Source organism: Ruegeria sp. CK1 (assembly GCF_056536545.1).
Genome location: NZ_JBQFPX010000010.1, coordinates 91,085 through 112,260, shown reverse-complemented (window position 1 = coordinate 112,260; position 21,176 = coordinate 91,085). Strand labels below are relative to the sequence as shown.

24 protein-coding genes are annotated in these 21,176 nt (G+C 55.6%); 10 read left to right on the top strand and 14 right to left on the bottom strand.

Features of this window, described 5'->3' with window-relative positions; translation table 11 throughout:
- The first annotated feature begins 50 nt into the window (after positions 1-50).
- Together ACR0L3_RS18625 and ACR0L3_RS18620 are read left to right on the top strand one after the other, a co-directional pair.
- Entirely contained in the window at positions 51-809 is a 759-nt protein-coding gene (locus ACR0L3_RS18625) for an electron transfer flavoprotein subunit beta/FixA family protein (protein WP_480747271.1), read from the top strand.
- Positions 809-1,738 (top strand): electron transfer flavoprotein subunit alpha/FixB family protein, encoded by a 930-nt coding sequence (locus ACR0L3_RS18620; RefSeq protein WP_480747270.1) that lies wholly within the window; start codon positions 809-811, stop codon positions 1,736-1,738. The genes ACR0L3_RS18625 and ACR0L3_RS18620 overlap by 1 nt, the downstream gene beginning before the upstream one ends.
- 62 nt (positions 1,739-1,800) lie before the next feature.
- Here ACR0L3_RS18620 and ACR0L3_RS18615 read toward each other — a convergent pair whose 3' ends face one another.
- Entirely contained in the window at positions 1,801-2,619 is an 819-nt protein-coding gene (locus tag ACR0L3_RS18615; protein WP_480747269.1) for a DUF6473 family protein, read from the bottom strand.
- Between the two features lie 165 nt (positions 2,620-2,784).
- On the opposite strand from ACR0L3_RS18615, the gene ACR0L3_RS18610 reads away from it, so the two are divergent.
- Complete coding sequence (locus tag ACR0L3_RS18610; protein ID WP_480747268.1) at positions 2,785-3,660, top strand: 3-hydroxybutyryl-CoA dehydrogenase; 876 nt, start codon at positions 2,785-2,787, stop codon at positions 3,658-3,660.
- A 24-nt stretch (positions 3,661-3,684) separates the two neighbouring features.
- Here the strand turns inward: ACR0L3_RS18610 and ACR0L3_RS18605 are convergent, their stop codons facing one another.
- The 7 genes from ACR0L3_RS18605 to ACR0L3_RS18575 are packed head-to-tail and all read right to left on the bottom strand — an operon-like array spanning position 3,685 to position 9,108.
- A complete protein-coding gene (locus tag ACR0L3_RS18605) occupies positions 3,685-4,584 on the bottom strand; it encodes a lysophospholipid acyltransferase family protein (RefSeq protein WP_480747267.1) in 900 nt (299 codons plus the stop codon).
- Positions 4,585-4,623: 39 nt separating this feature from the next.
- On the bottom strand, positions 4,624-4,893 hold the full coding sequence (locus ACR0L3_RS18600; protein WP_170387270.1) for an HPr family phosphocarrier protein: 270 nt from the start codon (positions 4,891-4,893) through the stop codon (positions 4,624-4,626).
- A gap of 2 nt (positions 4,894-4,895) precedes the next feature.
- The gene (locus ACR0L3_RS18595) at positions 4,896-5,303 is read right to left on the bottom strand and encodes a PTS sugar transporter subunit IIA (protein WP_480747266.1); all 408 of its coding nucleotides are present in this window, start codon (positions 5,301-5,303) and stop codon (positions 4,896-4,898) included.
- Positions 5,300-6,193, bottom strand: coding sequence for an RNase adapter RapZ (gene rapZ, locus ACR0L3_RS18590; protein WP_480747265.1), 894 nt, complete (start codon positions 6,191-6,193; stop codon positions 5,300-5,302). The genes ACR0L3_RS18595 and rapZ overlap by 4 nt, the downstream gene beginning before the upstream one ends.
- Positions 6,178-6,648: an HPr kinase/phosphorylase gene (locus ACR0L3_RS18585; RefSeq protein WP_480747264.1), complete on the bottom strand. Its 471-nt coding sequence runs from the start codon at positions 6,646-6,648 to the stop codon at positions 6,178-6,180. Before ACR0L3_RS18585 ends, rapZ begins: the two co-directional genes overlap by 16 nt.
- A gap of 4 nt (positions 6,649-6,652) precedes the next feature.
- Positions 6,653-8,371 carry a sensor histidine kinase gene (locus tag ACR0L3_RS18580; protein WP_480747263.1) on the bottom strand — a complete coding sequence of 573 codons (1,719 nt, stop codon included), beginning with the start codon at positions 8,369-8,371 and terminating at the stop codon, positions 6,653-6,655.
- A gap of 32 nt (positions 8,372-8,403) precedes the next feature.
- Positions 8,404-9,108: a response regulator transcription factor gene (locus ACR0L3_RS18575; RefSeq protein ID WP_480747262.1), complete on the bottom strand. Its 705-nt coding sequence runs from the start codon at positions 9,106-9,108 to the stop codon at positions 8,404-8,406.
- A gap of 347 nt (positions 9,109-9,455) precedes the next feature.
- Between ACR0L3_RS18575 and ACR0L3_RS18570 the strand changes: the two genes are divergently transcribed.
- From ACR0L3_RS18570 to ACR0L3_RS18560, 3 genes are all read left to right on the top strand, one after another.
- Positions 9,456-11,054 (top strand): phosphoenolpyruvate carboxykinase, encoded by a 1,599-nt coding sequence (locus ACR0L3_RS18570; protein ID WP_480747261.1) that lies wholly within the window; start codon positions 9,456-9,458, stop codon positions 11,052-11,054.
- Between the two features lie 362 nt (positions 11,055-11,416).
- Entirely contained in the window at positions 11,417-11,707 is a 291-nt protein-coding gene (locus ACR0L3_RS18565) for a hypothetical protein (RefSeq protein ID WP_480747260.1), read from the top strand.
- Positions 11,708-11,740: 33 nt separating this feature from the next.
- Positions 11,741-12,283: a hypothetical protein gene (locus tag ACR0L3_RS18560; RefSeq protein WP_480747259.1), complete on the top strand. Its 543-nt coding sequence runs from the start codon at positions 11,741-11,743 to the stop codon at positions 12,281-12,283.
- Here ACR0L3_RS18560 and ACR0L3_RS18555 read toward each other — a convergent pair.
- A complete protein-coding gene (locus ACR0L3_RS18555) occupies positions 12,280-13,044 on the bottom strand; it encodes a sulfite exporter TauE/SafE family protein (RefSeq protein ID WP_480747258.1) in 765 nt (254 codons plus the stop codon). The two genes, ACR0L3_RS18560 and ACR0L3_RS18555, sit on opposite strands and share 4 nt — an antisense overlap.
- Positions 13,045-13,189: 145 nt before the next feature.
- Between ACR0L3_RS18555 and ACR0L3_RS18550 the strand changes: the two genes are divergently transcribed.
- The 3 genes from ACR0L3_RS18550 (at position 13,190) to ACR0L3_RS18540 (ending at position 16,051) form a co-directional block, all read left to right on the top strand.
- Positions 13,190-14,881 (top strand): acyl-CoA dehydrogenase family protein, encoded by a 1,692-nt coding sequence (locus ACR0L3_RS18550; protein ID WP_480747257.1) that lies wholly within the window; start codon positions 13,190-13,192, stop codon positions 14,879-14,881.
- 179 nt (positions 14,882-15,060) lie between these two features.
- The gene (locus tag ACR0L3_RS18545; protein WP_480747256.1) at positions 15,061-15,615 is read left to right on the top strand and encodes a hypothetical protein; all 555 of its coding nucleotides are present in this window, start codon (positions 15,061-15,063) and stop codon (positions 15,613-15,615) included.
- 43 nt (positions 15,616-15,658) lie between these two features.
- Positions 15,659-16,051 (top strand): META domain-containing protein, encoded by a 393-nt coding sequence (locus ACR0L3_RS18540; RefSeq protein WP_480747255.1) that lies wholly within the window; start codon positions 15,659-15,661, stop codon positions 16,049-16,051.
- Here the strand turns inward: ACR0L3_RS18540 and recO are convergent.
- The 4 genes from recO to era all read right to left on the bottom strand — a co-directional run bounded on the left by recO (position 16,035) and on the right by era (position 19,100).
- Complete coding sequence (recO, locus tag ACR0L3_RS18535; RefSeq protein ID WP_480747254.1) at positions 16,035-16,760, bottom strand: DNA repair protein RecO; 726 nt, start codon at positions 16,758-16,760, stop codon at positions 16,035-16,037. The genes ACR0L3_RS18540 and recO overlap by 17 nt on opposite strands.
- A gap of 93 nt (positions 16,761-16,853) precedes the next feature.
- Positions 16,854-17,753: a hypothetical protein gene (locus ACR0L3_RS18530; protein ID WP_480747252.1), complete on the bottom strand. Its 900-nt coding sequence runs from the start codon at positions 17,751-17,753 to the stop codon at positions 16,854-16,856.
- A gap of 112 nt (positions 17,754-17,865) precedes the next feature.
- Complete coding sequence (locus tag ACR0L3_RS18525) at positions 17,866-18,195, bottom strand: DUF1491 family protein (protein WP_480747251.1); 330 nt, start codon at positions 18,193-18,195, stop codon at positions 17,866-17,868.
- Positions 18,192-19,100, bottom strand: a complete 909-nt coding sequence (gene era / locus ACR0L3_RS18520; protein ID WP_480747249.1) for a GTPase Era — start codon at positions 19,098-19,100, stop codon at positions 18,192-18,194. Before era ends, ACR0L3_RS18525 begins: the two co-directional genes overlap by 4 nt.
- Positions 19,101-19,257: 157 nt before the next feature.
- Here era and ACR0L3_RS18515 point away from each other — a divergent pair, with 157 nt between their 5' ends.
- Entirely contained in the window at positions 19,258-20,634 is a 1,377-nt protein-coding gene (locus ACR0L3_RS18515) for a multicopper oxidase family protein (RefSeq protein WP_480747248.1), read from the top strand.
- Here the strand turns inward: ACR0L3_RS18515 and ACR0L3_RS18510 are convergent.
- Positions 20,595-21,155 (bottom strand): GNAT family N-acetyltransferase, encoded by a 561-nt coding sequence (locus ACR0L3_RS18510; RefSeq protein ID WP_480747247.1) that lies wholly within the window; start codon positions 21,153-21,155, stop codon positions 20,595-20,597. The two genes, ACR0L3_RS18515 and ACR0L3_RS18510, sit on opposite strands and share 40 nt — an antisense overlap.
- Positions 21,156-21,176 lie beyond the last annotated feature (21 nt).

The following is a 21,176-nucleotide window of genomic DNA, read 5'->3' as shown; positions in this document are numbered from 1 at the left end:
TGGTGGAGTCGCTACGCGGCTTACCGTTTTTTGTGAGGAGCAAGCGCAAAATGAAGGTACTCGTGCCTGTCAAACGCGTGATTGACTATAATGTGAAGGTTCGCGTCAAAGCGGATGGTAGCGGTGTCGATCTCGCCAATGTCAAAATGTCGATGAACCCATTCGACGAGATCGCGGTGGAAGAGGCGATCCGGCTGAAAGAAGCTGGCAAGGCTGACGAAGTCGTTGCTGTTTCTATTGGCGTCAAACAAGCGCAGGAAACGCTGCGCACAGCGCTGGCCATGGGTGCAGACCGCGCCATTCTTGTTATCGCAGCCGACGACGTGCACACCGATATCGAACCTCTGGCCGTTGCGAAAATCCTGGCCAAAGTGGTCGAGGAAGAGCAGCCGGGCATCGTTCTGGCGGGCAAGCAGGCGATCGACAACGACATGAACGCCACCGGCCAGATGCTGTCGGCCCTGCTGGGCTGGAGCCAAGGCACCTTCGCGTCCGAACTGGACATCGAAGGCGATACCGCCAAGATCACCCGTGAGGTTGACGGCGGTCTTCAGACCATCAGCGTCAAGATGCCAACAATCGTCACCGTTGACCTGCGCCTGAACGAGCCGCGCTATGCGTCGCTGCCGAACATTATGAAGGCGAAGAAGAAGCCGCTGGATGAGAAAACCGCCGCCGATTACGGCGTCGACGTCACTCCGCGTCTGGAAGTCGTCAAAACTGATGAACCGCCGGCACGTGCCGCTGGTATCGTCGTAGGCTCGGTCGACGAGCTGGTCGAGAAACTCAAAGAAGCGGGGGCTGTATAATGGCTGTTCTTCTTCTCGCCGAAGTTAACAATGGTGAGCTGTCGCTGGACGCCACCGCCAAAGCCGTCAACGCCGCAAAGGTTCTGGGCGACGTGACCGTTCTGGCCGCAGGTGGCTCTGCCGCCGCTGCTGGTGAGGCGGCTGCCAAGATCGACGGTGTGTCCAAAGTTCTGGTCGCCGAAGACGAGTCGCTGGGCCACCGCCTGGCGGAATCGACCGCAGCGCTGATCGTGTCGCTGGCCGATGGCTACGAGCACATCGTTGCCCCCGCCACCACCGACGCCAAGAACGTCATGCCGCGCGTTGCTGCGCTGTTGGATGTGATGGTGATCTCGGATGCGTCCGGCGTGGTTGATGGTTCGACCTTCGAACGCCCGATCTATGCGGGCAACGCGATCCAAACCGTGAAATCGAACGACGCTAAGAAAGTCGTGACTCTACGGACCGCCAGCTTTGATGCGGCGGGCGAAGGCGGTTCGGCCCCGGTCGAAACCATCTCGGTTGGCGAAAACCCCGGCCTTTCGTCCTGGGTTGAGGACAAGGTTGCCGAAAGCGACCGTCCGGAACTGACCTCGGCAGGCGTTGTTGTCTCGGGTGGCCGTGGCGTCGGCTCGGAAGAGGACTTCAAACTGATCGAAACTCTGGCTGATAAGCTGGGCGCCGCTGTTGGCGCGTCGCGTGCTGCGGTCGACTCGGGTTATGCTCCGAACGACTGGCAGGTGGGTCAAACCGGTAAGGTGGTTGCCCCCGACCTGTATGTCGCTGTTGGCATCTCGGGCGCAATCCAGCACTTGGCCGGTATGAAGGACTCGAAAGTCATCGTTGCGATCAACAAAGACGAAGAAGCACCGATCTTCCAGGTCGCAGACTTCGGTTTGGTCGCAGACCTTTTCCAAGCCGTGCCGGAACTCACCGAGAAACTCGGCTGAGCATAAAAGCAGGTATTCAAAGGTTTACCTGACAAGGCCCGCCAACAGGCGGGCCTTTTTCGTTACAGGTTGCGGATAGGCCCAGCCAGCGCGTCCGCGATGGTTCTATGGGCTGCTGGGCCGATCATATGCTCGGCCATTGGCTGTTGAAGAGTGCCGAAAAGCATATCTTCAAGTTCGTCAGATTGACCCGACGCATAGGTGGACAGCTCGATACAATCTGCGATGAACGGACGGACGGCCTTGAGCATTTGCCGTGTAACTGTGACGCCGCTTTTCTCAACCGGACCTTCGTATTCTTTGTCCTGCCTAACCTTCAGTGACAACAAAATGACCGGTGTTTCCAACCTCTGCAGGAAATCTCCAACGCGCTGCAGCCAGTTTCGACGCAAATCTTCGGCCACAAGTTCAAAACGAGCGTCTTCGTGCCCTCGCAGTAGGTGCAAAAGGTGGCGCACAAAATGTACATCGGCGAAATCAGCCTCTGGGTAGAGATCGACAAGCTCCGACGTAGGAGCCAGTACCCGGTCGTTGCGACGAGGGTGGACCCGGTAAAAGCGATTCGACTGGTTCAAAACCCCGGGCACTTGAAGAACACACAGCTCTGCTTGGTTCAGTAGCTTGAACAGCCCTGCATCCGCACACAACGCCTCAACGCCACAAAAAAGACTGCCAAGGTTCAGGCAACGCCGTTCCAGCCGATCTTCAAGAATCGTTGCGAACGGGCGCTCGACAAACCGCCCATAGGTCTCGTCCCCACCCGCACAGGCTATGTACGGCGCGTCCAGCGGCCGTTCTGGCCCACGGAACCAAAGACGTGAATCGCCGTAATGACATAAAGCATGCCCGGCACCTGCCGTGCCTATTTGATGATAGCTCATATCACTCACCCAATTTTTTCACCCGGCTGCCATCTTGCAGCCCCATGTCTTGAGAAAGTCCTAATGTGCGCATTTGAAGCAAATTCGGTGGGCCTGATCCTCTTGCCGCCCCCACCAATCTGCCGCTAGTGTCCCACCAACCCTGAGACACAGAGGCATCAGAACATGGACGTAAAATCAGTCGGAGTGATCGGCGCAGGCCAGATGGGTAATGGTATCGCCCATGTTCTAGCTTTGGCAGAGTATGACGTTCTGCTGAATGACGTGAATCAAGAAGCGCTGAACGCCGCCGTGACTACGATCGAAGGAAATATGGCGCGTCAGGCCTCTCGCGGGAAAATTACTGAAGAGGCCATGCAGAACGCGCTCAAGCGGATCCAAACCACGCTGGCACTGCCTGAATTGGGGCAGACGGATCTGGTGATAGAGGCGGCCACCGAACGCGAGGCAATCAAACAGGCGATTTTCGAGGACCTGCAGCCGCACCTACAACCCCATACGATTCTGACATCTAACACCTCATCGATATCGATCACTCGGCTTGCAAGCCGTACGGACCGCCCCGAGCGATTCATGGGGTTTCATTTCATGAACCCCGTACCGGTGATGCAGTTGGTCGAGTTGATCAGAGGTATCGCTACAGACGAAGAGACATTTAACACCTGTAAGAAAGTCGTTGATCGACTTGGAAAAACTGCCGCCAGTGCGGAGGATTTCCCGGCTTTTATCGTCAATCGCATCTTGATGCCGATGATCAACGAAGCAGTTTACACACTTTATGAAGGTGTCGGCAACGTGCAGTCCATCGACCAATCGATGAAACTGGGTGCTAATCACCCAATGGGGCCGCTGGAACTTGCGGATTTCATTGGTCTGGACACGTGCCTGGCGATCATGAACGTTTTGCACGAAGGTTTGGCGGACACCAAGTACCGCCCGTGTCCGCTTCTCACCAAATATGTTGAAGCCGGCTGGTTGGGTCGCAAGACGGAACGCGGGTTTTATGATTACAGAGGCGAAGTGCCGGTTCCGACTCGTTAACAGAAGGCAAAATGAAGGGGTAGATCAGCGCTTGAGCGTTTCGCCAAGTGCCACCGTGTGCTTTCTGAGCCAACCCATGAAACCGCGCGGGTCTTTTTCAAGCAGTTGCATATCCTCGTCCGAGATCGGGTCACCGATCACTGGGGACTGCGGTTTGTTGCAGGAACGAACAATCTCATGCAGCAATAAGCCCTGACGCAAGATCGGCGAGAGTTTGTTGGCGATCTGATAGGCGCGTGAGTTTCGACCCGGGAAAAAGATCGGCACTACGCGGGCACCAGAACGGCGGATCATCTTGGCTGTGAACACGTTCCATTCACGCTCAATCGCAGGCCCGAACCAATCGTCCGACGACATCACCACGCCCGACGGGAACAGCGCAACTACACCGCCTTCTTTCAAGTGATCCATGGCCTTGCCACGCATTTCCAGCATCTTGCTCTGCGCTTCGGGATCATGCGGAAAAGGCACTGGAATCATAAAAGAGGTCGCCGCCTCGTCCAGCCCGGTCAGCACGGAGCGGGTCAGAATGCGGTAGTCGCTGCGCACCTGCCCAATAAGCTCGGCCAGGATCATCCCATCGACCATCCCATGCGGGTGGTTTGCAACAACGACAACAGGGCCAGTTTTAGGTATGCGCGCGATCTGATCTTCCGGCGTGGTCAGGTCGATACCCATCGTTTTCAGAGCACCGCCCCAAAACCGCTGTCCACGATAAAACTCGTTCTTCTTTTCGAACTTGTTGACCATGCGCAGAATGGTCAGCTTGCCTGTACACCACTCGATGGCGCGGATGGCTGTCGAAGTCCAGGCATCGTCGAACGAGTTCGCGTAGGTCAGGGTTCTACGATCGTAGATTTCGCCCTGGTCCTCGGTCCCATCCACCATCGGGCCTGTCTTGGTCTCGTGCGTTGTTTCCGCCAATTCCTGGTCTTCCCGTTCTTCGTCGCGCGACCGATGGGGTCAGTACCCTTCCCCGAACTTGTCGTTCACCAGAGTTTCCAACGCATCAGCCAACGCCTCAGCATCCGGTCCGGACGTCTCGACGTCAATAGTCGTTCCGCGCGAGGCTGCCAACATCAAAAGACCCATTATGCTGTCCCCAGATGCAGAAAAGCCGTCTTTGGACACTTCGGCCTGCGCGTCAAAGCCTTCGACCACCTCAACCAGTTTCGCCGAGGCGCGGGCATGAAGGCCTTTTTCATTAATGATTTTCAAGCTGCGGTTGGTCATTCTTAATCTGTCCGGTCTTCTTCTAATGTCACATTTTGCGCATTGATATACTTGCGTCCAGCTTCCATGGCTTGCCGCACTGCATCCGCGATCGGCAGGTGGCGAGATTTAGCCAGTTTAATAAGCATAGGCAGATTTGCACCGTAAAGGATACGGCGATCCTGAGGTTGGCAAGCGCGAAGACTCAGATTCGAGGGGCTGCCGCCAAACAGATCAGTGACAACCACAACGCCATCCCCGGTGTCTACACTGTCGGCTGCTGCACAGATTTCTGACTGCTTGGCCTCACGGTCATGGTCGGCTTCGATCGAGATCGCGGCCAAACCTGTTTGTTTTCCGACTACGTGCTGCACGGCAGCCAGGTATTCCTTGGCCAGACCACCATGCGCTACAAGTACGATCCCGATCACTCCGGCCTCACATTCAACGATCGACGCTCTATTTCGCGGTGCCTAATTGCCACTTGCTGCCCCCCTTCCGCAAGAGCCTTTGCAACCGCCTCGGCCATAGCCACCGATCTGTGTTGTCCGCCCGTACAGCCAAATGCCACAGACAAGTGTGCTTTGCCTTCGGCCCGAAAGGTCGGCAACAACAGCGTCAGCAGATCAACCACCCGGTCGAAAAACGGCGCATAATTCGTGTCCGATTGTACATAGCGCGCGACGTTCGGGTTTCGACCATCTTCCGCTCGTAATTCCGGACGCCAATAAGGGTTGGCCAAAAACCGACAATCAAACACCATGTCAAGTCCGCGTGGCAATCCACGTTTATACGAAAAGGACTCGATAGAGACTGCCAAATGCCGCCCACCTTGTGGCGCAAACCAGCGCTCGACCTCTTCGCGCAACTGATGAACGTTCAATGGGCTGGTGTCGATCAGGGTATCTGCAATCTCTCGGATAGGGGCCAGAAGTTCCTTTTCCTGCAAAACACCGGTTTCCGGGCTGGCGTCGGTAGCCACCGGGTGTCGCCGCCGAGTTTCCGAAAAACGTTGAAGTAGCACTTCGTTACTGCAGTCCAGATAGAGGGTAGTCAGATCAACTTGCTCCATCCTCCGCAAGCGGACAGCCAACTCAATAAACCCTGTAGTCGAGAAATCCCTATTACGCGCGTCTATGCCCAATGCCATCGGGCGATCACTTTGCGGACCATCCAGCAGACGCATCAACAAACCCATGGGCAAGTTGTCGATGGCTTCAAATCCCAAATCTTCCAAAACACGGATGGCCGTTGAACGGCCGGCACCCGAGGGGCCAGTGACCAGAACAATGCGCCGTTGCGGTGTCATGTGCTGGGCCATTCCGGATCCACGCGTCCCATCTTTAATAACTGCATGAGTGATTCTGCTAAGTTGGGTACGCCAGCCGTCCGTAGCAAGGGGATATTTTGCATCAACACCTCAACAACATTCGGCTCTGGCAAACGTTTCGGCTCGGATCGATCAAGGTCCACAACATAGCTGACCGCGGTTTCGCCAGCAGGTTCCGCACGAAGCATGCCAACACCGCGCGCCTCGATCAGACCTCGGATATTCGGAGCTGCGTCCGCCATGACCCTGCCCTGCGCTACCCGTAGGGCCACCCGATCGTCAGCAACCAACTGTGCGCCCAAGGCCATCATTCGAAGCGCCAGCCCAGATTTACCAGAGCCAGAACGCCCAATAATCAGCACGGCCTTGCCTTCCACGGCTACGCAAGTGGCGTGGAGAATGGCACTATCAAGCTTTTGGATATCCGAGAGCGTCTGGCCACTCATGCGTTTAAACGGGCAGCCCCACGACAAAGCGTGCACCTTGCGGGTCGGACGTGATATCTGCGTCTGTCGGACGGATATTCTCGGCCCAGATCACGCCGCCGTGGGCCTCGACAATCTGTTTCGATATCGCCAGCCCCAAACCCGAATTGTTACCGAAATGTTCGGCAGGACGTTGCGAATAAAAGCGTTTGAACACCTTGGTCAACGCCTGCTCTGGGATGCCGGGACCAGTGTCTTCAACTACAACCAATACTCGATCTTCACGCCGCCGCGCCCAGACACGAATGGCGTCACCTTCCTCGCAAAAGGAAATTGCGTTGGTGATGAGATTGACAAAAACCTGTGCCAGGCGCGCCTCAAGCCCGTTCACGATAACAGGACCGTTTGGCAAGTCGGTTATGTATTCGATCCCTTTGGAACGCGCGTCTTCGCCCAAGTATTGCCCGATGTTTTCAAGCAGTTTCAGTAGATCGAATGGCTGTTCTTCTTCTTTGACCAGCTCGGCGTCCAAGCGCGACGCGTTTGAGATATCGCTAACCAAACGGTCCAGCCGTTTCACGTCATGCTCAATCACACTTAGAAGTTTTTCGCGTTGATCGTCGCGCTTGACCATACGCAAGGTTCCAACTGCCGATTGCAGGCTGGCCAGCGGGTTCTTGATCTCATGCGCCACATCGGCGGCAAATTGTTCGTTGGCGTCGATGCGATTGTAAAGCGCTGTCACCATGCCCCTAAGCGCGCGGCTCAGACGACCGATTTCATCCGGTCTTGCGCTAAGGTCAGGGATACGAATGCGACCCGGATTGACGCCCGCGCCCCGATCCTTTCCCGTTTCCGCCGCTGATGCCAGATCAGCCAAAGGATTGGCGATTGTTGAAGCCAGCACCAGACTCAAGCCAATTGAAACCAAAAGAGCCACAACAAACATCTGCAGGATGCGCTCTTGCTCGCGCCGGGCAATGGCATCGATTTCGCCCGCCGGACCGGCCATAGCCACGGCACCGACCGGTACTCCATCCAGCAGAACGGGCGCTGCGGCAACGATGACAGTCTGGCCCAATTCATCCTGTACGGCCCGCACCTGCATTTTACCGTCCAGCGCCAGCGGAACGATCTCTTGCACACGTTGGGCAAGTGTTGGCGCATCGCCGCGGTTCGATCCGGTGAAAATCCGGGACAAACCTGTCCAGACTGCGTTCAACGCGTCACTGATCAAAGTACTGCCTGTCGGAGCCTCGGCTTCAGACCGCAGTAATACCGGCATTTGAGAGGATGCGTTTGCACCGCGCGTCCACCCAATCAGCGTACCGCTGGCATCATAGACAAAGACTTCACCGCCATCTGGAAGGCTGAGACCTGCGAGCGTGTCTTTCACGTCAAGTGCAGACGCATCCTGCGCTACCGTGGCCTGTTTTTGGCGTAGTTGAGCTTCAAACACGTTCGTGACCAGTCGCGCGTCTCCGATCAGATTGCGCGCTGTCTGCTGGACCTGCTCGCCTCGGGAATCGTCAAGATAAAGAAGCCCGGTTACGAGTGTAACCAGCGCAATTAGATTGAAGGTGATGATCTTGCGCGCCAGTGGCGAACCACGAAGCGCGAAAAGATTGCGGCGACGACGCGTCGCGCGCAACTCGGCGGAATCGGTATCCTGAGGGATAACCCAATCATCCCCAAGAACGATATCACCGTCCCGCAATTCGCCAACTTGTTCCGTATCACGCACGAGACCCGGTCACCCCTTCTAGACGGCCACGCTTATTCTTCGTTGTACCGGTATCCGATACCGTACAACGTTTCGATGGCCGAAAACTCGGGATCTGCGGCGCGCATCTTTTTGCGCAAACGTTTGATATGACTGTCGATGGTACGGTCATCAACATAGACCTGATCGTCATAGGCGACGTCCATCAACTGATCCCGGCTTTTGACGAAACCCGGACGCTGCGCAAGCGCCTGAAGCAGCAAGAATTCGGTTACTGTCAGTGATACATCCGTACCTTTCCAGCTAACCGCGTGGCGCAGCGGGTCCATCCGCAATTCGCCGCGCTCCATCACCTTGGTGTCGCCGGTGTTGGCGCTGCTGACATCGCCCGTTGTCGCCTCTTGCCGACGCAGCAACGCTCGGATGCGTTCAACAAGCAAGCGCTGTGAGAAAGGCTTTTTCACATAGTCATCCGCGCCCATCCGCAGGCCCAGGACCTCGTCGATCTCATCGTCTTTCGAAGTCAGAAAGATCACCGGCATCTGGGTCTTTTGTCTCAGCCGCTGCAACAGATCCATGCCGTCCATTCGTGGCATCTTGATATCCAGAACGGCCATATCCGGCAACTTCTTGTTGAATGCGTCCAGTGCCGCTTGCCCGTCGTTATAGGTTTCCACCTCGAAACCTTCGGCTTCCAGCGTCATGGAAACTGACGTCAGAATGTTTCTGTCGTCGTCCACCAATGCAATCTTTGACATCGGGATTACCCCTATTCCTGCTCGTTCATGCAATATTTCGCTTATTAGTAGGGTATTGTTGGCGTTTTTATGACCGCGAATCAATCCGTATCTGCGAATCGTGCGATTGTTGTCACACAGCTGCGGCAAAAAAGCCGTTAATACGCGCAGATAAGCGCCTTGTTTTCCGACAGGAAATTGTTGGTGGCGCTAAACTTGGCCTTGGTTGCGCTAACTGCGTCAAACCCTCCTGTTCATGCCCCAAACGACCGTGATAAGACCCGCCTGTCCGCCGGAACGATCCGGTAAAATGCCCCAAGAGCGCATTCGGCAAAGTCGCCGACGCGCCGCCACAGGAGAAGACACACATGACATCTGGACGGGTTAACCCGCAATTCCGCCTCGAAGATCAGGGCATCGAGGGTCTGGGAAATGTCTATTACAACTTCATGGAACCGGCGCTGATCGAAGAAGCTCTGAAGCGGGGCGAAGGAAAGCTAGGTAATGGCGGAGCCTTTCTGGTCACCACCGGCAAGTTCACTGGCCGTTCACCCAAGGACAAACATGTCGTAAAAACCGACAGCGTTGCCGACACCATTTGGTGGGAAAACAATGCCGAAATGAGTCCCGAAGGCTTTGATGCTCTGCATGCTGACATGCTGGCTCATATGAAAGGGCGCGATTATTTCGTGCAGGATTTGGTTGGCGGCGCGGATCCGGCCTATTCGATCAACGTTCGTATGGTCACCGAACTGGCTTGGCACAACCTGTTCATCCGACACCTGCTGCGCCGTCCGGATCGTGAGGATCTGAACGAGTTTGTCGCTGACTTCACCATCATCAACTGCCCCAGCTTCCAGGCCGATCCTGCCAAGCATGGTTGCCGCAGCGAGACGGTGATTGCGTTGAACTTTGACCGCAAAATGATCCTGATCGGCGGCACCGAATACGCGGGTGAGAACAAAAAGTCGGTCTTCACTTTGCTGAATTACATGCTGCCGGAAAAAGGCGTCATGCCTATGCACTGCTCGGCCAACCACGCTGTAGGCAACCCCGTAGACACCGCCGTGTTTTTTGGCTTGTCGGGAACTGGCAAAACCACCCTTTCGGCGGATCCTGCGCGCACACTTATAGGCGATGACGAGCATGGCTGGTCAGATCGCGGCACCTTCAATTTCGAAGGCGGCTGCTATGCCAAGACGATCAACCTGAACGCCGAGGCCGAGCCGGAAATCTACGCGACAACCAGCAAGTTCGGTACCGTGATCGAGAATATGGTCTTCGATCCCGAGACTAAGGAACTGGACTTTGACGACGACTCGCTAACTGCGAACATGCGCTGTGCCTATCCGCTCGAGTACATCTCGAACGCCTCTAGCAGCGCTCTGGGCGGTCACCCAAAGAACATCATCATGCTAACCTGCGACGCGTTCGGCGTTCTGCCTCCGATCGCGCGGCTAACTCCGGCGCAGGCGATGTACCACTTCTTGTCGGGCTTCACCTCGAAGGTTGCGGGTACCGAGCGTGGCGTCACCGAACCGCAGCCGACCTTCTCAACCTGCTTCGGCGCCCCTTTCATGCCGCGCCGGCCGGAAGCCTACGGCAACCTGCTGCGCGACAAGATTGCTCAGCATGGCGCGACCTGCTGGTTGGTCAACACCGGTTGGACAGGCGGCGCTTATGGCGTTGGTTCGCGGATGCCGATCAAGGCAACCCGTGCCCTGTTGACCGCCGCACTGGACGGCTCGCTGCGTGATGCAGAATTCCGCAAGGACGCCAATTTCGGCTTTGACGTTCCTGTTGCCGTTCCAGGCGTACCCGAGGTTTTGCTGGACCCGCGCCGCACCTGGGACGATCAAGCCGCGTTCGACAAACAGGCCGAGAAACTAGTCCAGATGTTCGCAGAAAATTTTGAACAGTACCTGCCGTTCATCGACGAGGACATCAAAGCCGTTGCAATCGGTTAAACGGAAAACTAGGGGGCGTTTCGCCCCCTAACCAAATTTGCAACTCAACGATCCGTTTACATCTTGCAGTTGTATAATGCGGTATGCGTTTACAAATGCGTTGCCCGACATGCTGGGTTAGAGTATTTCTTGGCACCATTAAAATAAATATGCCCGGCGCTTTCGCACCGGGCGTGAACTAAAAAGACTTATGGGCAGCTCTGGCGAACTCTCACATCAGCACGATGAGCAACCTAATAACAGAACTAGTGTAAGATAAAGGGGATGAGTGTCAATATGAGAGTAAGCTGTTTCCGGTAACGGAACAGTTTTAGCGCTTGTCACTGGCAGTGACGATTGGCACGTCTAAACACAGGTAATATATGACCGAAATCTCAAAACTAACCGAACTGCGCAAGCTGATGCAAAGCATGGAACGGACCTTGGGCCTGGAACAGCTGTCTCCGGTTGAGCGTGACATTTACTATGCCGCCGAAGAACTGTCGAAAGCCGACGAAGAAGTGCGCACATTCGGACTGATCGAGCACACGCTGGTTCAAAGCGTCTCACGACCGACATTCTTCCGCGCACTAAAATCGCTGGTTCGAAAAGGATATCTGTCGCAAAGCGGCACTGCCAACCGGGGCCGGTATATAGTTCATGCCCCAAAGTAACGCCTTAATCCTGCGTAGTGGTGGCTGATACTCGTGCGCAGGTGGGCTACTGACACGCTCTATGCCTCTTTGGCTTATGTCGTGGCATCTTACCTTACGTTTGAGGTTTTGATGCCGCTTCAGAACGTGTTTTTTCCTGAATATCCCAGCCGAGCGAGCTTGCTGTTCCTACCCCACGGAGTGCGGGTACTTTCGGCTTGGCTGTTAGGCTGGCGAGCGATACTCGCATTATTTCCTGGCGTATTTCTGGTCTTTGCCTTTTTGGGCGGCAACGACGTGTTCCTGCCAAGTCGGTTGATCGCCATGGTTATAGCCGTCACAACAGTGCCAGCGGTGTTCTACCTGTGCAAATGGGCTGGTTGGGACTTATTTCCACGATCAGATCGCAAACCGTGCTGGTCCTGCGTAATGGGCGTTGGCATCATTACGTCGTTCTTGGTTTCCGGCCTGACCAATTTGGCCTTTGGCAGCGCACGTGTGGAATACGTCGCCTATTTGATCGGAGATATCTCAGGCCTGTTTTTTTTGATGCTTGGGCTGTATTTCACTTTCCGCCTCGCGGACAGGCGGACTTAGCCCAAAAGCCCCCGGCGTAACAAATTTGTGCCCGCGACAAGCAAAACCAGCAACGTCACTTTGCGGAACACTGCTTGATCAATCCGCGATTGCAACCACAACCCAATCGACATCCCGGCCATGGCCGGCGCGATTAGGATTGCTGAGAACGGAGCTGTTTCGGCCCTAAAAATGCCAGATCCGAAATGCGCCAGCATCAGCGCAACCGCACCTAACCCGTAGATTACACCCTGCACGCGCATCTGCATCGCTTTGGGTGTGTTCAGCGCCGTCAGATATGCAACGGTCGGCGGCCCCCAAATACCGGACATCCCCCCCACAAATCCCGCGATAGCGCCAATCGTCGCTTCGATTCGTGCTGAAGGATTGCTGATGCTTAACCGAACACCCAACACCTGTATGAGTGCAAAGAACGTAACCGGTATGCCGATCATCAACAAAAAGGTCTGAGTCGGCACCGCGCTGACCAACTGAGCCCCCAACAACAAAAAAACCAATCCGACAATCAGGAAGACGCGGAATTGTTTAACAGCGGACACTGTCGCCGGAACGCCCTCGCGCAGGGCCTGAACGCCATTGGTCACCAGCGTCGGCAGAATCAACCCCGCAATCGCCAAATTGGGCGGCAGGAACATACTCAGCCCCGACACAATCACCATGGGCATAGCAAATCCAACCATACCTTTGACCCACCCCGCTACAAAAGCGACGACAGCGGCCATCATTAGTTCTTGAGGACTAAGCAAAGAAAACAACGTCATGGGCCCCTCATATCACTCCTGTCGAGCGCTGCACTGCAAAATCGTCAAAGAAATTTTCGAACTATTTCGCGGCATAATTCGTATTTTTGTTGCGCTGCACGTGCAGCATGATATGACCAGACGACATGTAAGAAGGACGCGATTCATGGCCCATGACGGACAGGATATGAACCAGATGAAAACATCCGCAGTTTTGCCCGACCTTCTGACGCTGACGCGTGCTGCTTTGCCTGCTGTTGAATCGGTGTTCGAACGCGCTCGTGAGTCGGTCCGGGGCTTGGTGGCCGAGGATGGACGTATTTCCGGTCCATTGATTGAAGCCCACCAAACAGCGGCCCATGGTCTGGCCTGGCTCGCAACCTACAACCAGTCGCTGCAACAGATGCAACGTTGGGCAGACGCGCTGGACGCAGATGGCAAGTTCGGCGAAATGGAGCAATTGCTGCATCAAATCGCCTTCGGAGAGTACCTGCATCAGGTAGCAGGTGGCATTCCCATGAACCAAGGCGAAGTCGTCCGTCTGCAAGATATGGGACTGGGCTGGGATGCCTTGTCAGGTTTCCACTGTACAGAAGTGCAAACACTGATGGCACAGGCCAACTCTCAGGCCGCCCGCACGCGATTGGTGGCTCTGATGGAGGATCAGGCAGGCGCGACAATGTTCGGCGCCTCAGGTCTGGATGAAGAACTTGAGATGATCCGCGACCAATTCCGCCGCTATGCACAGGAAAAGGTCGAGCCCAATGCTCATGACTGGCACCTCAAGGATGAGCTGATCCCGATCGAGATCATCGAAGAACTAGCCGAGATGGGCGTTTTCGGTCTGACGATCCCCGAAGAATTTGGCGGATTCGGCCTGTCCAAAGCTTCAATGTGCGTAGTGTCCGAAGAATTGTCGCGTGGCTATATCGGCGTCGGCTCACTTGGCACCCGCTCTGAGATTGCGGCTGAGTTGATTATCGCTGGCGGGACCGATGAACAGAAAGCCAACTGGTTGCCGAAACTGGCCAGCGCTGAAATCCTGCCAACCGCTGTTTTCACCGAACCAAACACTGGGTCTGACCTTGGCAGTCTGCGCACACGTGCCGTCAAGGATGAGAACGGTGATTACAAGATCACCGGCAACAAGACCTGGATCACCCACGCCGCACGTACCCATGTAATGACATTGCTCGCTCGGACAAACCCCGACAGTACGGACCACCGCGGCCTTTCCATGTTCCTAGCGGAAAAGACCCCGGGTACTGACGAAAACCCCTTTCCCACCCCTGGAATGACCGGTGGTGAGATTGAGGTTCTGGGTTATCGCGGCATGAAGGAATACGAACTGGGTTTTGATGGATTCCACGTGAAGGGCGAGAATCTTCTGGGTGGCGAAGAAGGCAAAGGCTTCAAACAGCTGATGGAGACTTTCGAATCCGCGCGGATTCAAACCGCCGCCCGTGCTATTGGCGTGGCGCAAAGCGCGCTGGATATCGCCATGCAATATGCGCAGGACCGCAAGCAATTCGGCAAGTCGCTGATCAACTTCCCGCGTGTTTCCGGTAAGCTGGCGATGATGGCAGTTGAAATCATGATAGCGCGGCAACTGACCTATTTCTCGGCTTGGGAAAAAGACCATGGTCAGCGGTGCGACCTTGAGGCCGGTATGGCCAAACTTTTAGGTGCCCGCGTGGCGTGGGCTGCTGCCGACAACGGCCTGCAGATCCACGGCGGGAATGGATTTGCGCTGGAATACAAAATCAGCCGCGTCCTGTGCGATGCACGTATTTTGAACATATTCGAAGGGGCTGCTGAAATTCAGGCACAGGTTATTGCACGGCGTTTGCTGGGCTGACCAATTTCGGCACTCCTGTTTCCCCAACTGACCCGGCTGTGTGCCGGGTCTTTTTCTGTTTAAAGCCTAAATCACACGAAGGCCGGGCATTTCCGCCGACGCAAACGCATGCCCTTTGAAATCTGACATAAATCCCGTTAGGGCAGCTATTGGACTTTAGGAAAACAATGGCGCTTGGAATGACCAGACGACTCTTTGCACTTTGGGCGACCCTTGCCTTGCTCGTTCTTGGCGGCTGCGCTGTGACCAAGCCAACGGCCACTCAGAACGATGTTGACGATCTGGCGCAGGCCATCCGCGCGTTGGGGCCAGGGGTTGACCCGGCTGAAGCGGACCGGGCCGCGACCATCGCCTATTCCTATTCCCAACAGTTAAAGCAGGAATGGAACGTTACTGACTCGGCCATCGTCCACAATGCCAAAGTCATCAACGGATTTCGCGAGTTTGGCCTTTGCAACGACTGGGCCCAAGCGATGACCACGCGGCTGAAGCGTGAAAACTTCCGCACGCTGGACCTACATTGGGCCACGTCGCCGCCGACACAATTCCGGATCATCCACCACTCGGCCCTGATCAGTGCCAAAGGAGATTCGATGTATGACGGGATCATCCTTGACCCGTGGCGGTCAAGCGGTGCGCTGACTTGGGCCCCCGTGCAGGAAGATACCAAGTACAATTGGCGCCCCCGCCTGGAAGTTCGTGACGAATTGATAAGCGGCAAGATACCTTACTAACTCGTCCATTCCAGCTGCCGTTTTAATACGCTAGGACCGTGATATGACACGTTTGATCCTGACCCTGCCCTTGTTGGCTCTGTTCCAATGCGAAAAGGACGAAACCGTCGCCGCCTATGGTGCTGCGGATCAAACCTGGGCGCTGCAGGAAATCGACGGACAGTCGTTTGAAGCTAGCGCACTGCTTCGTTTTCCAGAGCAGGGCAAAATCGAAGGCAACGCCCCCTGCAACAGTTATCGCGGCACCCTGAACGCGCCTTACCCTTGGTTTGAAATCACCGACCTTTCGGCCACCCGCGCCGCCTGTGCCGGGCTTGAGGCCGAGGGGTTTTACTTTGCCGCCCTCATGGCGATGACGCAGTCGGAAGTGTCGGGTGACATACTGATCCTGCGAAATGAAGACGGGCATGAAATGGTGTTCACAGCCGTCGAGTAAACTGATCCACGAACCGCGCCCGCGCTTCGGGCAGTGGGTTGTGGCCCAATGACGGGGCCAGTCTGTGTTCCAGGAAATATCCGGTCGTTTGCAGACCTTGAGCAATCTCGGTGTCAGGTGCTGCCCCTTCACCACGCAGGCATGGTGGTAGCGGCAACAGCCTGTCTGCCCATTCCCCGGCCCCCTCGGCGCTGACAGCGCGACCTGTTTTGGGCGAGACGTATACCAGATTGATACTCGACCCCGTCGCTGCGCATGTCGTCAGATCGAGGCCAAAACCCAGTTCTTCCAACAAGGCCAATTCCCAACGCAGATAGGCCAATGACCAAATCTCATCCTGACCTAGCAAATCCATTAGCTGTTCGGTCTGTGTATAGATGCCCGGATGCGGCTCTCTTTCCGGCAAGCTGAATGACAACAGGGCCACGACCGCATTCAGGCCTGCCAACGCTAAGCGCCCGGAAAACGCCGCTGCAGCGCGAGACCGCAAGGGTTCGACTTGAAATGTGCCTATGTGTTCTTCTAGCCGCGCCCGCCAAAGAACATCCAACTGCGCACCCGGTTGCAGAATGGGTGAAATCTTACGGCTGGTCCCCCCGCGCACAACACCAGCGTGACGACCGTGACCCTCGGTAAAAACCTCAATGATCGCTGCTGTCTCGCCGTGACGGCGAGAGGTCAGGAGTATGCCGTGATCGCGCCAGTCCACAAATCGTCCTTTTGGCTGAGGGTGCGTTCAACACAGCACAAGAACCCATGACGAAAGACGAAGCAAGAGGCACAGGTTAGCTTTAACGTGCCTTCAGAACCTCAGCCTGAAAGCGAAGCCGACTATAGGAGCGGTGTCATAGTCCTGGCGGCTAGTCTCATTTCCATTCTCATCATCCAATGTCAGGCGACCGTCCAATTCGGCACCGGCAAAGACATTCAGTGACACGCCTGGATTGGGGGCGTAGCCGAAAGCCAAGACAATCGGAATACTTTTGTCTTCTCCGATACCACCCGCAGCCAAACCGTTATCATCCAAACGGAACCTTATCCTCTCGGACCGGGCGGAAAGGGACAGGTTCATGTCTTCGGTCAGCGCGTAGCTTAACGTCAAACCTGGCCCTTGAGTTGCACCAATCCCTGAGCCGGTGTTTAGGTTCCAACGGTCGTTGATATCCCAATCCACCAACAAAGCCGGAAAAAAATCTGTACTGTCATCTTCGAGCTGCGAAAACGCGCCGAACGCTGGGCCGATGGTCAGACGCTCATTCAACTGCCATGCGATACCCGCGAAAACGCCATAGGTCCGTCCGTCCGAGGCAGACGCCCCGCGTTGATAATCCCACCTGACTTGCGGAGATATAAAAGCGGTTGCTGTATCCCCAACGCGAAACCGCATTGGTACCGAAACGCGAATGTCCCGGATATCTTCCCAAGGTTGGTTATTCGCCTCGCTGAAGCTGTAGTCGAACCTGCCTAAACTGGCGGACAGCCCGAAAGAGTTGCCACCTTCCAGATTATTCAGAGCGGTGGCACGCAAAAACGCTCGGCTAGCCGAGAACTCTCCACCCTCGCTCAAGTCCGCATCGCCTTGATAAACGGCAAGCCCCTCAAGCTGGTACACCCATCCCAACCTCTGTTGCGCATCTGCGGGAAGCATCATTGAAACTAAAAGCGAGAATGTTAAGCAGCAGAACAGAGGTAAGGTTTTCATAAATTTCAACCTTTTAGGGGTGAGGCACAAACGCTGATAGCATTTCAGCACGCGGACTAGAACGTAGGTTGAAAATAGAATTCCAAACTGTGTCCGCCAGGCCAAACAGCGTTTATTCCAGCCCCTCCTCGCCCAGCAGATGCCTTCCCTGTCTATCTTCAACCTCAATCACCCACAGGTCTGGGTCAAAGCTGCGTTGGCGCTGAATGGCGTCGTCCACATCCGCCTCGGGGCCGGAGGACAGTTCCACCCATTTTCTTTCGCCGCTCATCAGATCAAAGCTGCGCTGGAACGCAACGGCTTCACCGTCCAGTGTGTTCAATTTGATTAGCACCGCACCGGCCGTGTCGTCGCCATGCGTTACAACAAAAGCAGGGATTTCCTGAAACCTTAGCCGCGCCAGATAGGCGTGGACCCAGAATTCAGCCGTTAGGCGTGTCATGCGTTGCCGTCTTTGAAATCCAGACCCATTTCCGAATAGCGCTCGGATTCTTCAAGCCAATTGGGCCGGACTTTCACTTGGAGGAACAGGTGAACCTTACGGTCGAGGAATTCTTCCAGCTCGGCCCGTGCTGCCTGACTGACTGCTTTGATGGTCTCGCCGCGCTTGCCCAGCACGATCCCCTTGTGACCGTCACGCATGACATAAATCATCTGATCAATCTTGGCCGATCCATCCTTACGCTCTTCCCAGTTCTCGGTCTCGACCGTCAGCTGGTAGGGCAGTTCCTGATGCAGACGCAATGTGAGTTTTTCCCGCGTCATTTCGGCGGCAATCATGCGCAGGGGCAGATCGGCGATCTGATCTTCGGGGTAGAGCCACGGGCTTTCGGGCAATTCGGTTGCTAACCATTTGCGCAGATCTTCGACGCCGTGGCCCTTTTCGGCCGAAATCATAAAGGTTTCTGCAAAAGCGTAACGCGCATTCAGATCACTGGTAAGGGCCAGCAACTTCTCACTCGGGACTTTGTCGATCTTGTTGATGGCCAGCGCAACGGTGCGGCCCTGCCCGATCTCTTCCAGCCCTTCGAGGATGCGTTCCACACCTTCGGTGATGCCACGGTGCGCTTCGACCATCAGCACGACGATATCAGCATCCGCAGCCCCGCCCCACGCGGCGGCGACCATGGCACGGTCCAAACGACGGCGAGGCTTGAACAGGCCGGGCGTGTCGACAAAGACCAACTGCGCGTCCCCCTCCATCGCTACACCGCGAATGCGGGCGCGGGTGGTCTGCACTTTGTGCGTCACGATTGAGACCTTGGCCCCGACCATGCGATTCAGAAGGGTGGATTTGCCTGCGTTTGGCTCTCCGATCAGGGCGATAAATCCGGCGCGTGTGGTCATGTGTCCTGCGATCCTGTTTGCAAGTGCGCATCCCTATAGCAGAAAGCCACAGCGGGCCAGAGGCATTTGTCGCATTGTGGCTATGCCCAAAAGATGGCAGCACCGCCGGGCGCCACGCCAATCCCAGCCAGGCGAATAATCTAATCGTGAGGTCGACATGAAACGACGTGAGTTTCTGCTGGGCAGCGGCGCCACAGTCGGAGCGCTGGGTCTGGGCGGTTTAGGATTGGCTAATGGAACCTCTGAGCTGGTTGTCCAGCCTGCCAATTTCGCGTTACGTGAACAGTCGACGGCGGGTATGGTCAGTCTATCGCCTAACGCGCCACCTCCGGTCTTGTATGGCAGGCAGGGCGAGGTCATGCGCTTGCCCGTCCGCAACACGCTGCCCGACTACACAGCGATGCATTGGCATGGGTTACGTATCCCCAATGAAATGGACGGGGTGCCCTACCTGACCCAGATGCCGATTGGGCCGAATGAGGTGTTTGACTATGAGTTCACGCCTCCGGATGCTGGGACCTATTGGTATCATCCCCACTGCATGACGATGGAACAAATGGCCCATGGCCTGACCGGTGTTCTGGTGATCGCCGAGGCAGAGGACCCCGGATTTGACAGTGAGCAGGTCGTCAATTTACGCGATTTTCGGCTGGATGAGGCAGATCAATTTCTACCAGCTTATACTGCACGCGGGGCTGCGCGATCTGGTACCTTCGGCAATGTGCAAACGGCGAATTGGCTGAACAATCCAATTTACGATCACATTTCGGGCAGCATAGTCCGACTGCGCGTCGTTAACACCGACACAACGCGTATCTACAAGGTGCATTTGGATGGTGCAGAAGCTCGGATAATCGCTTGGGACGGCCACCCTGTCGAAATAGACGTTCCTATGCCTAGCGCGGATGAATCTTTGCTGATCGGCCCCGGCCAGCGGGTCGACTTTGCGGTTAGGATGCCAGACGAAGAGGGCCAAACGGTTGAACTGATGGCCAAGTTCCCTGGCCAAAAGCTTCGGTCTATGACCCGTCTGCGAGCATTAGGCACCTCGGTTGCACGCGACCTGCGCGATCTTCGCCCATTGCAGGCAAACCCCACTGCCAAGCCTGATCTGACAAACGCCGAAGTTCATGAGTTCGTTTTTGGTTGGACACCGGAAGGTGGGGAACCAAACAACGGATTCTGTGGGTCATTGGGTTATAATTTCTGGTCGATCAATCGCACACCGTGGCCGGGTGATGCGGCGCAGGATGTGGGGCCTCTAGCCACGCTGGAAATGGGAAAAAGCTATGTTCTGCGCCTACGGAATGAATCTCCGAATTTGCACCCAATTCATCTTCACGGCCTAGCCTTTACGCCGATAAAGTCAAACCTACGCGCGCTGCCACCACTGATGACGGATACGATATTGCTGTTGAAAGACGAAGTGGTGGAAATCGCTTTGGTCGCCGACAATCCAGGCGATTGGGCATTTCATTGCCATGTGATCGAGCATCAGAAGACAGGATTAACCGGGTTTATCCGGGTTGTGTGACCTAACGAATGCTTTGACGTGTTCAACGTCAGAACATGGTTCGGATAGGTTTGGTCCCCGATCCGGAAGTTCGTGATGCCAACTTTCTGGAATCCCTTGGACAAATAAAAATCTATAGCTGGTTGGTTCTCAGAATTGGTCATCAACCAGATCGAGTCACGACCTTTATCTCGGGAAAAATCGATCGCTACATCCAACAGCGCTGAACCGATGCCTTTTCCGTGATGACGAGGCTGGACATAAAACGTCACGATCTCAAGGTCGGAAAGCCCGTCAACAGGCGCAATGCGCTTCTCAGCCAGCCGAATATAGCCGTCGATTCCTTCGCTGTTCTCCGAAACCATGAGAAGGTCATCGCCGTTATCAATAAGGGCCTCGAACCGCGTAGTCGTGAACTCGGACAGCACGAACTCCGCAAAAAAAGAATTCACGCCCTGTCGCAGGTAAGTGCCTACCCAGACCTCAATCGACAATGCCGCAAGACTGGCAGCATCTGCCTTCCGTGCAGGTCTGATTTTCATGTCCAGAGTTCAGCGAAACGA